General features: G+C 60.6%; 11 protein-coding genes. 6 read left to right on the top strand and 5 right to left on the bottom strand.

The features are described 5' to 3' along the window. Positions 1–77: 77 nt before the first annotated feature. Positions 78–2,627, top strand: coding sequence for a mechanosensitive ion channel family protein (locus NKH70_RS02170; protein ID WP_352912151.1), 2,550 nt, complete (start codon positions 78–80; stop codon positions 2,625–2,627). A 152-nt stretch (positions 2,628–2,779) separates the two neighbouring features. Here NKH70_RS02170 and msrA read toward each other — a convergent pair whose 3' ends face one another. The 4 genes from msrA to NKH70_RS02150 all read right to left on the bottom strand — a co-directional run bounded on the left by msrA (position 2,780) and on the right by NKH70_RS02150 (position 6,048). Beyond that, a complete protein-coding gene (msrA, locus tag NKH70_RS02165) occupies positions 2,780–3,508 on the bottom strand; it encodes a peptide-methionine (S)-S-oxide reductase MsrA (protein WP_352977000.1) in 729 nt (242 codons plus the stop codon). Between the two features lie 77 nt (positions 3,509–3,585). After that, entirely contained in the window at positions 3,586–3,870 is a 285-nt protein-coding gene (locus tag NKH70_RS02160; RefSeq protein WP_352912147.1) for a hypothetical protein, read from the bottom strand. Between the two features lie 78 nt (positions 3,871–3,948). Next, positions 3,949–4,659 carry a DUF1223 domain-containing protein gene (locus tag NKH70_RS02155; RefSeq protein ID WP_352912145.1) on the bottom strand — a complete coding sequence of 237 codons (711 nt, stop codon included), beginning with the start codon at positions 4,657–4,659 and terminating at the stop codon, positions 3,949–3,951. Positions 4,660–4,995: 336 nt separating this feature from the next. Further along, positions 4,996–6,048 carry a TadE/TadG family type IV pilus assembly protein gene (locus tag NKH70_RS02150; protein WP_352976999.1) on the bottom strand — a complete coding sequence of 351 codons (1,053 nt, stop codon included), beginning with the start codon at positions 6,046–6,048 and terminating at the stop codon, positions 4,996–4,998. Between the two features lie 159 nt (positions 6,049–6,207). Between NKH70_RS02150 and lepA the strand changes: the two genes are divergently transcribed. After that, the gene (gene lepA / locus NKH70_RS02145; protein WP_352976998.1) at positions 6,208–8,013 is read left to right on the top strand and encodes a translation elongation factor 4; all 1,806 of its coding nucleotides are present in this window, start codon (positions 6,208–6,210) and stop codon (positions 8,011–8,013) included. Positions 8,014–8,115: 102 nt separating this feature from the next. On the opposite strand, the gene NKH70_RS02140 is transcribed toward lepA, so the two are convergent. Beyond that, positions 8,116–10,632, bottom strand: coding sequence for a DEAD/DEAH box helicase family protein (locus NKH70_RS02140; RefSeq protein ID WP_353024789.1), 2,517 nt, complete (start codon positions 10,630–10,632; stop codon positions 8,116–8,118). A 207-nt stretch (positions 10,633–10,839) separates the two neighbouring features. Between NKH70_RS02140 and NKH70_RS02135 the strand changes: the two genes are divergently transcribed. The 4 genes from NKH70_RS02135 to NKH70_RS02120 all read left to right on the top strand — a co-directional run bounded on the left by NKH70_RS02135 (position 10,840) and on the right by NKH70_RS02120 (position 13,792). After that, on the top strand, positions 10,840–11,352 hold the full coding sequence (locus NKH70_RS02135; RefSeq protein ID WP_352976996.1) for a hypothetical protein: 513 nt from the start codon (positions 10,840–10,842) through the stop codon (positions 11,350–11,352). Between the two features lie 284 nt (positions 11,353–11,636). Beyond that, positions 11,637–12,008 (top strand): hypothetical protein, encoded by a 372-nt coding sequence (locus tag NKH70_RS02130; RefSeq protein ID WP_352977072.1) that lies wholly within the window; start codon positions 11,637–11,639, stop codon positions 12,006–12,008. A gap of 319 nt (positions 12,009–12,327) precedes the next feature. After that, positions 12,328–12,954, top strand: coding sequence for a CDGSH iron-sulfur domain-containing protein (locus tag NKH70_RS02125; RefSeq protein WP_352976995.1), 627 nt, complete (start codon positions 12,328–12,330; stop codon positions 12,952–12,954). Positions 12,955–13,075: 121 nt separating this feature from the next. Beyond that, entirely contained in the window at positions 13,076–13,792 is a 717-nt protein-coding gene (locus NKH70_RS02120) for a hypothetical protein (RefSeq protein ID WP_352912129.1), read from the top strand. Positions 13,793–13,853 lie beyond the last annotated feature (61 nt).

The raw sequence follows: 13,853 nt of genomic DNA, 5'->3' as shown, positions 1-13,853 counted from the left end.
ACAGAATATTCATCTTCAAGCGGAATAACCTTCTCTGGCCGGCCCAGCAGAATCGCCGGCAGAAGAAGGGCAACAGAATGACCCCCTTTTTTGCGGCAAGGCAGGATCGGCTGTTGCTTATGCTGATCCGGACGGTCGCGCTGATCGGCGCATTCGCGCTTGCCGGCCTGCTGCCGGCCATACCGCAGGCGCATGCCCAGGACGCGGCCAACTGGACCGGTGTGTGGGACACGAAGTGGCGCGGCGGCGGCGCCCAGATCAAGTTCGAGCAGACCGGCGCTGACGTAAAGGGCGTGTACCCGCTTTATAACGGCCGCATCGAGGCCAAGGCCGACGGCGACAAGCTTGTCGGCCACTGGTTCGAAGGCGACCGCCAGGGCGCCTTCACCTTCGTCCAGTCGCCCGACGGCGGCAGCTTCATGGGTCGTTTCGATGCCGCCACCGCCGAATGGTGGACAGGGGTGCGCGTCAGCGCCGTCGAGGACGTCCGTGTCGACCAGTCGAGCCCGATGAGCACCATGCGCTCGTTCCTGCAAACGATGAACGAGAGCGGCGCCGACAACGTGCCGCGCGCCACCGGCGGCGGCATGGGTCTTGCCGGTCTGGCAGCGGGTCTCGTCGACGTCACCGAGACCGACCGCGGCGGCCTCAACATGCCCGATTACACCAAGCTTCTGTTCACCGTCGTCGACAACGCGACGTTCCGTCTGTGGAGCCTGCCGCATGACACGATTGCCGGTGACGAGGTGACGGCGACGCTGCCGCAATACGGCACCAGGGTCTCCTTCGACGTCACTTTTCGCCGCAAGAATGGCGACTGGTTCATCGTCGGGCCGCCACTTGCCCAGCTCCAGGCCAAGCTCGCCGAATTCCAGGAAGCGCGTGGCGAAGCTGTCGACATGGTCGACGATCCGAGCAAGCTGGCCTCGCCGCGCGATACGTTCAAGGTACTGTTGAGCGGCCTCACCGAAGCCGGCGATCCGGCACAGGCGGCGCTCGATCTGCGCAACTACAGTCAGGCGGTGCGCGGCGACGAGGCATTTCTGCTCGAGCGCTATCTCAAAAAGGTCATCGACCGCATCGGCTATGTCTATTGGCAGGAGATCCCCGACGATCCGAAGAGCAACACCCCTTTCGTCTATTTCGAGCATCCCACCGGCAACATCGTCATCGGCCCGGTCGAGACTGAGAAGGGCAAGATCTGGCAGTTTACGCCCGAGACGCTCGCCCACATCCGCGCGCTCTACGCCGACGTCGAAGACGTGCCGGTGGCGCCGGAATTCGCCGCCTTCGCCAGCACCGACCCGTTCTTCATCGCCCGTGGCCTCGCCCGCGAGATCGGCCCCAGCCTGCTCACCCGCGCCGGCCCGATGGAGCACTGGCAATGGTGGATGCTCGGCCTTGCCGCACTGGCCGGCATCGTCTTCGGCTTCATCGCCAATGCGCTGATTTCCTTGTTTGTGCCAAGGACGGACAGCTCGGCCTTCTTCCGCATTGTCGAATGGGCGGTGCGCTCGATCGTGCTTGGCTTCTTCCTGCTGTTGACGCTGCGCCCGCTCGGTCTGCCGCAAGTGGTCGCCGCCCCGGTCAAGGCAATCGCCTGGAGCCTGATCGTGATCGGCGCCGTGCCGGTGGTCTGGCGTCTGATCGGCAAGGTCGCCGACCACTATCGCGGACTGTGGCAGGTGCCCGGCTACCACGACACGCTGATTTCGCTGTCCACCGGTGTCGCGCGCGTCGCCGTGCTGGTCGTCGCCTTCCTGCTGTTGGCCGAAGTGCTCGCCATCCCCTACGAAGGCGTCATTGCCGGTCTCGGCATCGGCGGTCTGGCGGTGGCGCTGGCCGCGCAGCCGACGCTGCAGAACTTCCTCTCCGGCCTGACGCTCTATGCCGATCGGCCAGTCAGCGTCGGCGACTTCTGCAAGTTCGGCGACCAGTCCGGCACGATCGAGCATATCGGCATGCGCTCGACGCGCATCAGGTCGCTCGACCGCACGATCATCTCGGTGCCGAACTCGGATTTCGCCGGCATGCAGATCGAGAACTACGCGCATCGCGACCGCACCCGGTTCGCGACGACGCTGCAGCTGCGCTACGAGACGACGCCCGATCAGCTGCGCTACGTCCTGGCCGAGCTGCGCAAGCTGCTGATCGCCCATCCGCGCGTCATCGACGAGCCGTGCCGCGTGCGCTTTGCCGGCTTCGGCGCCTATTCGCTCGACATCGACGTGTTCACTTATGTCAAAACCGCCGACGTGGCCGAATTTCAAGCCATCCGCGAGGACATCCTATTATCCATGATCAACATCATGGATGATGCCGGCGCGCAGTTCGCCTTCCCTTCGTCACTGGAATACAGAGCCACCGACCTTCCGGTCGACGACGAAAAGCGCATCGCCGCGGAGAAAAGGGTCAGCGATTGGCGCGAGGCGCAAAATCTGCCATTCCCGGACTTCAGCCAGATCGACAAATTCGCCCTCAACAACACGCTTGCCTACCCGCCTGAGGGCTCGGCGCATTATCGCGAGACAGAGCCCGACCCGGACTCGGCCGAGGCAAAGGCGACGCTGGAGAAAGTGCGCTGGAGCCTGCCCTGGAAAAAGGGGGGTATTAATCTCCCCCCTTGAGGGGGAGATGGCCGGCAGGCCAGAGGGGGTCGGTTCGGTTGGCGCGACGCGGCATTTCGAGGAAGACGAAGTTGGCGCTCAGCGCGCGGCGACCCCCTCTGTCGCCTTCGGCGACATCTCCCCCTCGAGGGGGGAGATTACCTCCCCACAACTCAGCTCTTGTTGGCGGCCAGCACCAGAACCGGCTTTTCGCTGTAGAGGTTGGGGAACAGCCGCTTCAAATTCTCGACCTTGGGCAGATCGTTGTAGACGATATAGGGATAGGTCGGGTTGAGCGTCAGAAAGTCCTGGTGGTAGTCCTCGGCCGGATAGAAGCTCTTGCCGGTCTCCAGCGTCGTAACGATCGGCTTAGGAAACACCTTGGCCTTATCGAGCTGCGCGATGTAGCTTTCGGCGATCTTTTTCTGCGTGTCGTTTTCGGCAAAGATCGTCGAACGGTACTGGGTGCCGCTGTCTGGCCCCTGATAGTTCAGTTGCGTCGGATTGTGCGCCACCGAGAAATACACCTGCAGCAGCTGGCCGTAGGTCACCTTGGATGGCTCGTAAGTGATCTCGACGGATTCGGCATGGCCCGTCCGGCTGGTGCCGACCATTTCGTAGACGGCCGTGTCCTTGTCGCCGCCGGCATAGCCGGAAACGGCGCTGGTGACGCCCTGGACGTGCTGGAACACGCCTTGCACACCCCAGAAGCAGCCGCCGGCGAAGACCGCCTTCTCGGTGCCGGCGGTGGCCTTCTCGTCCATTGCCGGCGGCGGGATCACCACCGCGTCTTCGGCCGAGACTGCCGGCGTCTGCCAGAACACGGCAGCGGCGGCCGCGAGGATGAGCGCGGCAAGTGCGGCTTTTGTGAAAATCGCCGATCGTTTCACGGTTGCGGTCATGTCTGATCTCCCATGATGCTGGTGTGGATTATACGACGGATAGGTCCGCCGGGCTCTCACATTGCTGTGCGCATCGCCTATTTGGCCGGAGCCATGGCATCGCAGGACTTGGTCGCTTCGGCTTTCTTCATGGCGTTCGTTTCGGCGGCTGCCTTGTTCATGCAGTCGGCCTTCATCGGATCTGTCGCCTTCATCGCAGTCGTGGGCATCGCGTCAGGCGCCATTGCGCCCGTCGCCGGCTTCATGGCGTTTGTCGCCATCGCCGGCTTCATCGCATCTTCGGCCCGCGCCGCGCCTCCTGCGAACAGCGCCGTCGAGCAAAGTGCGAAGGCGAGTGCCGCCAGGGTCGGGCGATTGGTCATGATGATCTCCTTGGGTTTGGCAGGGGTTGACGGCACGCGGCGGCGCCGCTGCGCGTTGGGGAAATTTCGCGAGGGTTTCTAGTTCGTAGCGGCGGCCAGAATCGGCCCGCCGCCCGGCACCTGCACCAGCACCGCCGTGCTGAGGCCGCCCGTCGTCGCCGGCAGCGGCAGCGCGGTGGCGTCGCCGGTCCAACTGCCCAGCCTGGTCAGCGAATGCACGACATTGGCGTGCGGCAGCGTGCGGCCGGTGTTTTCTCCGCGCGCCACCGGCACCTCGACGACGCCTTGTCGGTAACGCACCAGCCAGACGTCGGCCTTGCCGCCGGGCACCGGACCGGCGCCGATGCTGACCTTCCCGCCGGCGAGCGACAGCGATGGTCCGTCGGCGAGGCCGCCGCTCGAAATCAGCTGCTCTATCTCGCCCGGCCTGGCGCCGACCGCATCGGCCTTGCCGTTGACCACCACTTGCGGCGTGAACGGGCCGGAACGGCCGAGCGACGGTTCATAGCGGACCTGGCGCTGCGTGAATTCTTCTTTGCCGAATGTGTCCTTCCAACCGAGATAGTCCCAGTAGGTGACGTTGAAGGACAGCGCCAGCACGCCGGGCCGGTCCTTGACCTTGATCAGATTGGCGTTGGCTGGCGGGCAGGACGAGCAGCCCTGGCTGGTGAACAGCTCGACGACGGTCAGCGTCTGGCCGGCGGCCGCGCTGGTTGCCGAAAACCCAATTGGCGAAAACAGAGCCAGGGCAAGCCCGATAAGGGCAGTGCCGCGTTTCGATCCGGTCATCGCTGTTCTCCTGTGCGGTTCCATGTCCACACTTCGCCGCCGACGCACGGTTCGTTACAGCATCACCGCTTCGTGATCGTTCGCAGCTGTCCCTTCTCCCCTTGTGGGAGAAGGTGGATCGGCGCGTAGCGCCCAGACGGTTGAGGGGTGCTGGAAGAAATGAGGCGTTGGCGTTCCCTGGAACACCCCTCTTCCGACCGAGCTTCGCTCGGCCACCTTCTCCCACAAGGGGAGAAGGGAAGATGGTCATTCGCAACCAAAAACGCCACCGGGTGGTGACCAGGCGGCGTTGTGACGAGTTCTGGGGCAGGCAGGTGGCACCCAGCCGCGGCCCGGCTATTGTGTAAGCACAGTTTCCGAAGGCCGCTTGTTGAAGGCGCACTTGCCGGTCACCGTGTAGAAGAAGTCGGCATTCGAAATGGCTGCCGGTACGGGATTGCCGCCATCTTCCCAAGCCTGTTTGCTGCTCTGGCCGCATGGCACGAGCGTGAAGATATCGACGGTTTCTCCGTTCGCAATTTCGACGCCGTCGGCGTAAAGCCGGTTCGATGTCGCCGGATCGTTCGATTTGAGCACGGATGGATTGCCGGACGGCACATCCATCCGCAGGTACAGCTGGTCCATCTGGCTGACGTCGATCACCGCACCGGCACTCGTCGCGGGATACATCGTGCTGACGCAGGTGGTTGCGTATTTCCTGCCGTATGAGTCGGTCTGGGTGATCGTGGTGCTGGGTAAGCCGTAGAAGCTGAGCACTGTGGTGGTCGTGCATACTTGCTGCTGGACGAGCGTGGTCGTCGTTCCGTTGACCGTATACACGCTGGCCGTGCCGTAGCCCTTAGGATCGCCATAACCGTTGTATGTGTAGTCGATCTTCATCAGCTTGTTGGCAGTCGTCTCAGCGAATTTGGTGCCATAGAGCGTCATCGTCTTGTTCCAATAGCCCGAGATCTTGTCGACCTTGAAGGTCGCCTCCACCAATGCCGGCCGCTTTGTCACTGCCGACGCGACGCCGACCTGCACCGTGTTGATCTTGGCGATCTGCATGAAACTCGTCGGCATGGCAAAGCCGGCCGAAGCCTTGATGCTGGCGGCGCCGTCCGTGGCGACGACGAAGCTGTCGAGCTTTGCCGTGCCTTCCCCGCCATTGGCCAGGTATGCCTCCTGCAGCTTCACCTGGCGGTCTGCCAGTGACGTGGTCGTCTCCAGCGTCGTGATCGACAGCGATGCTGCATCGAGCGCGTTCTGCATCGAGGCCTTGGTTGAAACCGCCGAGGTATAGTCGATGGAAAAGCCCAATGCGGCAACCATCGGAATAAGCAAAATGGCGAGCATTGGCGCGAACGAGCCGCTCACCGATCTGAGAAATTTGCGTGCTGACAGCGGCATTCCGATCCCCCCAAACGGCGATAGGCCAATGGGGCTATCACGCCGGGCGCGAACTATGCTCTAATCTCATGGATCAAAGTTTAACGACTTCGCCGCGCCGCCGCCGCACCCGCGCCCCGCCGCTTGCCGATGTACCGTGCCCCTGCTAAAGCGCGCCGCATGACCACGCCGATCAAGAACATCCGCAACTTCTCCATCGTTGCCCATATCGACCATGGCAAATCCACGCTTGCCGACCGGCTGATCCAGTCGACCGGCGGGCTGGAGCTGCGCGACATGAAGGAGCAGGTGCTGGACTCGATGGACATCGAGCGCGAGCGCGGCATCACCATCAAGGCGCAGACGGTGCGGCTGAAGTACCACGCCAACAATGGGCAGGACTATATCCTCAACCTGATCGACACGCCCGGCCATGTCGACTTCGCCTATGAAGTGTCGCGCTCGCTGGCCGCCTGCGAGGGTTCGCTGCTGGTCGTCGATGCCTCGCAAGGGGTCGAAGCGCAGACGCTGGCCAATGTCTACCAGGCGATCGACAACAACCACGAGATCGTCGTGGTGCTGAACAAGGTCGACCTGCCCGCCGCCGAGCCCGAGCGCATCCGCGAGCAGGTCGAGGAGGTGATCGGCATCGACGCCTCCAACGCCGTGCTGATCTCGGCCAAGACCGGGCTAGGCATTCCCGACGTGCTGGAGGCGATCGTCAACGATCTGCCGCCGCCGCGCGAGGGCGACATAGCCGCACCGCTGAAGGCGATGCTGGTCGACTCTTGGTACGACGCCTATCTCGGCGTCATCGTGCTGGTCCGCATCATCGACGGCGTGCTGAAGAAGGGCCAGACCATCCGCATGATGGGCACCGGCGCCAGGCATCTGGTCGAGCGCACCGGCGTCTTCACGCCTGCCCGCATCAATGTCGACGAGCTCGGCCCCGGCGAGTTCGGCTTCTTCACCGGTTCGATCAAGGAAGTGGCCGACACCCGCGTCGGCGACACCATCACTGAGGACAAGCGCCCGACGGCACAGGCGCTGCCCGGCTTCAAGCCGGCGCAGCCGGTGGTGTTCTGCGGCCTGTTCCCGGTCGACGCCGCCGATTTCGAAGATCTGCGCGCCGCGGTCGGCAAGCTGCGCCTCAACGACGCCTCTTTCTCGTTCGAAATGGAAACCAGTGCCGCGCTCGGCTTCGGCTATCGCTGCGGCTTCCTCGGCCTGCTGCATCTCGAAATCATCCAGGAGCGGCTGGAGCGCGAGTTCAACCTCGACCTCATCGCCACAGCGCCGAGCGTCGTCTACCGCCTGGCGCTGACCGACGGCACGGTCAAGGAACTGCACAACCCGGCCGACATGCCCGACGTGGTCAAGATTGCGGCCATCGAGGAGCCGTGGATTCGCGCCACCATCCTCACGCCGGACGAGTATCTCGGCAGCATCCTGAAACTCTGCCAGGACCGGCGCGGCATCCAGGCCGACCTCTCCTATGTCGGCAAGCGTGCCATGCTGACCTACGATTTGCCGCTCAACGAGGTCGTCTTCGACTTCTACGACCGGCTGAAGTCGATCTCCAAGGGCTATGCCTCCTTCGACTATCACCTCACCGACTATCGCGAAGGCGACCTGGTCAAGATGTCGATCCTGGTCAATGAGGAGCCGGTCGACGCGCTGTCGATGCTGGTCCACCGCACGGCGGCGGAAAAGCGCGGCCGCCAGATGTGCGAGAAGCTGAAGGAGCTGATCCCGCACCATCTGTTCAAGATCCCGATCCAGGCGGCGATCGGCGGCAAAGTCATCGCCCGCGAAACGATCTCGGCGCTGCGCAAGGACGTCACCGCCAAATGCTACGGCGGCGACGTCTCGCGCAAGCGCAAGCTGCTCGACAAGCAGAAAGAGGGCAAGAAGCGGATGCGCCAGTTCGGCAAGGTGGATATCCCGCAGGAGGCGTTTATCCAGGCGCTGAAGATGGGGGATTGAGCGGGCCGCGCGCTTACCCCCGAAGAAACTCCCGGCTGGAGCCGATCAATCGGCAGCTACAGTCCTATGCATCGATCCTGCAGCTAAAACAGGTCGACAAGTCTAGGAGATCAAACGCGTTAGTATGCCTCTGGTCGTCCACTCGGGACTTTCCCCAAATTTGCTTGCCATTGCAAAACTCTCCACTAGCGTTTGACGGCTCATATCACCAAGCAACACCGGAAAATCGTTCCAGAGTCGCTTCACCTTATCGAAGTTGACGAGGTGCATATTAGGCGAAGGATTCGCTTTCTCAGATATCCGTGTTGCAGCCGTGTAGATAACCAACCCGACGAGCTCGTAACCGCTAAACTGAGTGTTTATCCACTCGATGTGATCGTGACACTGCCCGACGTCGGTCTTCGACACTTCGGAGTTGGCGAGTTTTTCGTTTTTTAGCTCGAAGCCGATGATCGTTTTAGTGTAGTGGTCAATCCAAATTCCGTCCGGTCCTGTGCCGTGATCCGTGCAGGGGCGCCTCGCATCGAAACCAAGGGTACTGCCCAATTGCCGGATGCCTTCTTCTGCCAACTTGTGGTCGCTCTGAACAAAGGCAGGCGCGACAAGCTCAGTGATACGCCCGATTTCCTTGGTCATCTTTGGCCGCTCTAGAATCAGTAGCCGACGGAGCCCCTCCTCGAAAAACGTCTTTTCCTTCTCCGGGTTTAGCTCTGAAAGGCGAGGCCTTCGGGGTAGGCTGACACGCGCGCCCAGCTTTCGCCTGGCTTCGTCAAACCAGTCATAGCTAGCTTCTTCGTCGCCATTTTTTTGGTGTGCGATGCCAATCCAAACCGAATACCATCCATGGAGACGAGGATTGATTTGAGAAAGGCCGTCCCGGTCTCCTTCAAATTCCGCCAGAGCGCCCGAAACGTCTCCTTGCCACATCTTCAATATGAATCGTGTTTCTTTCTTTGCGTACAAGTCATCGATCTTATTTTCAGCCTCGCGTTCGTCAATCTTATTGTCGTCGAGAGTTTGATTGTTAATGTGCGACTCATAATAGTCAATCCATTCGGGATCCCTATCAATTATCTGGTCTACAATCGATAGAATGCGCTCGTTAGAAACTCCTTTTATGCTGTCATTGAAAAATTCGGAAAGTTTAATTTGTTCTTGAAGAATACGAGGAAAATTCGTCATGTTGCGAACGTTCCGCAGCCAATTCTCCACTTCCCGGTCCGGAACAATGTAGACTCCAAAATCTGTCTTTCCACGGTTGATGCGACCAAATAGCTGCGTAATTCGATTAGCGATAGTAGACATAAAAGCTCGATCGAGCTTTAGGACGTCAAACGAAAACCGCTCCAACTGCGTGGTACCAACGGGCAAGCCATCGACCAGCATTATGCGGCATTGGTCATCCGGCAAATCGATACCATCATAACGACCGACTAGGATAAATGCGCCGGCATGTGACCGTCTAAATGCGTTAAGTCGAGCAGTGAAGTCGGCATCGCTCGACGCTTGCGTGACAACGGTTTGCCAGATCAAGGCCTTCTTTGCGTTAGGTACCGCGACGAGTACCTTGTGCCTCTGGCTCAAAGTCTCAATATTTGTCGGATTCCTAGCGAATTCCGGTATCGCACTTCCGAAAAGTAGAACCCGCTCTCCTCGACCGGCATCAACCGTTGGCTCTATTATTATCGAGGATCTGCCAAACGCTCTAATTATGTCCGCCTTTGAATGTATAGTGGCTGACAAGAAAATCTTAGGTACGGAGTTATCCTCAAGAATTGGCATGAATAATGCAGGCAAGAATGGCGGCGTTACCTCTATAGTGGTTTTGGAGATTGTTATCGCGCACAGAGATAGGCGACCACGTAAATAGTCGGCACTCAGGACATTCGAGGTGTCAGAATCTTTGATATTATCTTTCAATATTTGTTGAAGAGGGTCGGCGTGACGCAAGACGCCCACCGGTGGCACGAGTTGAACACCGCCCCCCGTGCTATCCTCTGCCATAGCGTGCTGATAATTATAGAGAGTCCCGTCCTCATCAAATATCTGCCGAATTTCAGCGGCGAGAGCGGCGAACAACTCAGGGTGTTTGCTACGATGTGCCGTTATAGTGAAAGCGTCTCGAACAAGTCGTTCGCCAACGTGCGCGTCATCAAATATAATAGCGCTCGGTGCTTTTGTACCTTTGAATTTTGTGCGCGCGGGCAGAAGAGCCTGGTACGTGGTGACGCAAAACGATTTCCCTTGTTCGAAATTATCGTCAGAAAATGTCCTGTCAAAATAGGTAGTGGGGTTCGACCCGATGCTCTTGGCTTCTTTCACGGTTTGGTGAATTAGGTCGATCGTCGGGCAGGCATAAACAACGTTGGCGTATCCTTGATTCGCGTAACTTTGGGCAATCAAAACTCCAACGAGAGTTTTGCCGGCACCGGTATACATCGAAATTAGGGACGATTTGTCTTTAACTTTGAACCACTCATCCAAGGCATAGGCCTGCCCTTGCCAGAGTTCCTTGATCCCGGATAATCCAGAGGGCCTTCTACCGAAAATATCTTTGGGTTTGGTTGGCTTCTCACCGCTTGCCGATTTCTTCAGGTCTCCGAACTTAAATTTATCCATGACTAACTCTTGTGATTCGAGAAGGGACACTATAGCAGTGAAGGGGAGTATCACAATTATAACTCGAATTAGGAATGGCTTGGTTGCTCCGTCACCGGTGGTATCTTCTTGCTTGAAAAGCTGTGGTTGCGGCCTGCCGAGGATCGCCCGCCCTTTGAGCACGCCCCGCCCTAGAGTATCCTCCACGCAGCTTCGGGGAAGATATCAGTGCGCTCCACCTTCGACATCATCGCAGCGATAGGCCTCACCATCGGCGGCGCTCTGGGCCTCGCCGGCACCTTCGTGGCGAGCGCGCCGCTCCGCGAAACACTCTGGACAATCGACGGCGTGGCGCTCGTGGTGGCGGCCGCACTGTTGACGATGAAATATCAGCGGCAGGGCAATGACTGGGTGGCGGCCGGATTTCTGACCTTTCTCGCCGGCGAAAGCCTGCTGCTCTCCGGCAATGCGGCGGGGCTTGAGGCCAGCGTGCCCTCCTATGTCGGCGGTATCTCGCTTTGGGCGGCGGCGCTGGTCATGGTCAGCGCGCCGAAAACCTTTGCCCTTTGGATACGGCTCACGGCTGTCGTGGCCGCTTTGCTGTTTGTCGCCTCAGTGGGCCTAATCCTCTGGGGCGCGCCTTTGCTGCCGACCTCGGCGCCGCTGCCCGCTGCCGGATATCCCTTCCTGGTGCTCACTTTCATCGGCTGGATCTGGACGCTGCTGAAGCCTGGCCGTTGAGCCCGGTCGGACCGCCCCCGCTCCGGCCGCTTTCCGGCCACCTCTCCCCCACTTTGTGGGGGCGAGGAACCCAGGTCTTGTGAGGCTGCGGCGATTGGCATTTCCTCGCCCCACAAAGTGGGGAGAGGTGGTTTGCGAAGCAAATCGGAGAGGGGTCTTGCTTAGCAACGCTGCGCCTTTCACGATGCAAATACCGCAATCGCCTCTTCCACCCGTTTAGCCGCCATGCCATGTTCCCCCGCGCGGCCGGACAGGCCGTTTCATTCCGGGGGGAATTGCAAATGTTGTCCTACGCTTTCGCGCGCCGCGCTGCCGCGGCGCTTTTCATTGCCGCGTTGTTTGCGCCAGCCGCACATGCCGGCGATGTCACTTTCGAGATCAAGAACAGCCATCCCAACGCTATGCGCGTCGAACTCTACAGCCAGGACCGCGACCATGTCTGGCCGGGCAACAATCAGGATTATTATCTCAACGACGGCGAGACCAAGTCGATCCCGCTGTCTTGCAATGACGGCGAATCGATCTGCTACGGCGCCTGGGTCGACGGCGACGAGAACACCTATTGGGGCGTCGGCCCCGCCAACACGGAAAAATGCGACGATTGCTGCTACACCTGCAGCGGCGGCGAGACCGAGGAAATCGATCTGGTGCCGTGAACTGCCTGTCTCTCGTGTGGACCCATTGTACCCGGCAGGGCAGGCGAGCGGCATCGATGTCGACAGCTCGCAGGAATGTTAGATCGAAAAGGCAACAAAAAACCCGCCTCGGCGGGCGGGTCGTTGGAGCCAATTAGCACCATACCGAGATTAGTAGCATAGCTGCCGGCACAAAGCAAGAACAAAATGTGGTGCGGCGGGCAAAAAAGCGAACTCCCTTCCCCCGCCGCGCTTGGCCCCCAAGAGGGCGAAGGGAATGCTGCCTTGACGCCGTCCGGGCCGCCGCCATAGCGTGACGGCTTCAGCAAGGAGTACAGTTATGGCCGGCATGGTCGAAGGCGAGAAGATCGATATCGGATTTTCCGGGCGCCGCTGCATCCATTCGCGCAATTGCGTGCTTGGCGATCCGCGTGTCTTCGTGCCCAATGCGCCCGGCCAGTGGATCCATCCCGAGGCGGCCAGCGTCGAGAAGGTCGTGGCGCTCGCCGAAGCCTGCCCGTCCGGCGCCATCACCTATGTCCGCAAGGATGGTGGGCCGCAGGAACAGCCGCCGGTGGTCAACACCGTGCGCATAAGGGAGAACGGCCCGCTGGCCGTCCATGCCGAGATAGTGCTGGGCGGCGAAACGTTTTTCCGCGCCACGCTGTGCCGCTGCGGCGCTTCGGAAAACAAGCCGTTCTGCGACGGCAGCCACGCCAAGGCGGGCTTCACCGCCACCGGCGAACCGGCGCTGAAGGATACGCCGGCGCTGGAAGTACGGGATGGCCCGCTGGCCGTGACGCCGACGACCAACGGCCCGCTCAAGCTCGAAGGCAATCTCGAAATCGTCACCGGCACCGGCCACACTGTAGACCGTACGCAGCGCGCCTTCCTCTGCCGCTGCGGCCACTCCGCCAACAAGCCGTTTTGCGATGGCAGCCACAAGCGCGTGGGATTTGCCGGGTAGGCGGCCCAGCGCTCGCCGCCAATCTCGGCCTTCGACAATTGCGCCCGGTTGATGTTAGATCTTTGCTACCGGTGCGTGCATGTGCCGGAGTGGCGGTTCGTCGGGCTTGGGGGATTTCAAATTGCGCAAATATGTCTTGCTGTTTCTCAGCCTTTGTATCGATTACATCTGGGTAAATGCGGCCGTCGTCCTGGCCGACCGGCTGTTTCCCGGCATTGCCGAGACCGTTCTTGGCCAGCCGGCGTCATGGGCGGCTCGGCAGGTCCTTTCGCTGATCCTGTTCAGCCTTGTACGGGTGGCAAACATATCGGTGGGGGAATGGCTGCTGTCCTATGCGCAGATGGAGCAGCCGGCCGGCCAGCGACAATGGGCCAATCTGTTGCTTGGCACGCTTGGTGTCCTGTCCGGGATTTGGTACCTGCTGCGCCTCACCGGACCAGACGACGGCACGCCGTTCCTTTTCATGGTGGAGGACACGCCGCTGAAGACCGCGGCCGTTGCGCTTTACAGCGCCCTATACAGTTGGTGTGGCGTGATGCTGTTGCGGTTCGAGCCCAAGGCGAAGCTCTGCAATGCCCTGCTGTTCGCCTCGGTCCTGCCATTGACCGCGATAAACCTGATCTTCTCCCGCGACGCGCTGATTGCCTCGATGGTGGCGCGCGCCGCCAGCCAGGGCCGCTCGTTCCCGGTGGAAAAGGCGGAGGTCTATGCCCGACTGTCGATCTACTACGCCATCCTGCTTGTCGCGGTGATGCTGACGATCTTGTATTTCTGCCGCGAACGGCCCACCGCTTCTGTCGGCAGGCCGCTAGAAGGCTCGCCGGGCAGCCGGGCGTAGCCCTATTCGGCCAACAAGCCTTTCTTGTGGGGTAGGCGGCCAAGCTGCGAATCTCCCCCCT

The organism is Mesorhizobium sp. M0991, from assembly GCF_040318915.1.
In the GTDB taxonomy this organism is placed as follows: Bacteria; Pseudomonadota; Alphaproteobacteria; order Rhizobiales; family Rhizobiaceae; genus Mesorhizobium.
Note: the sequence above shows the minus strand (reverse complement) of the source record. Positions and strands in the feature narration are given on the sequence as shown.

Excerpts from the sequence above, each read along its gene's own strand:
- lepA (WP_352976998.1), top strand. The coding sequence starts at position 6,208 with ATGACCACGCCGATCAAGAACATCCGCAACTTCTCCATCGTTGCCCAT.
- NKH70_RS02155 (WP_352912145.1), bottom strand. The coding sequence starts at position 4,659 with ATGACCGGATCGAAACGCGGCACTGCCCTTATCGGGCTTGCCCTGGCT.
- NKH70_RS02160 (WP_352912147.1), bottom strand. The coding sequence starts at position 3,870 with ATGACCAATCGCCCGACCCTGGCGGCACTCGCCTTCGCACTTTGCTCG.
- NKH70_RS02125 (WP_352976995.1), top strand. The coding sequence starts at position 12,328 with ATGGCCGGCATGGTCGAAGGCGAGAAGATCGATATCGGATTTTCCGGG.
- NKH70_RS02150 (WP_352976999.1), bottom strand. The coding sequence starts at position 6,048 with ATGCCGCTGTCAGCACGCAAATTTCTCAGATCGGTGAGCGGCTCGTTC.
- msrA (WP_352977000.1), bottom strand. The coding sequence starts at position 3,508 with ATGACCGCAACCGTGAAACGATCGGCGATTTTCACAAAAGCCGCACTT.
- NKH70_RS02170 (WP_352912151.1), top strand. The coding sequence starts at position 78 with ATGACCCCCTTTTTTGCGGCAAGGCAGGATCGGCTGTTGCTTATGCTG.
- NKH70_RS02140 (WP_353024789.1), bottom strand. The coding sequence starts at position 10,632 with ATGGATAAATTTAAGTTCGGAGACCTGAAGAAATCGGCAAGCGGTGAG.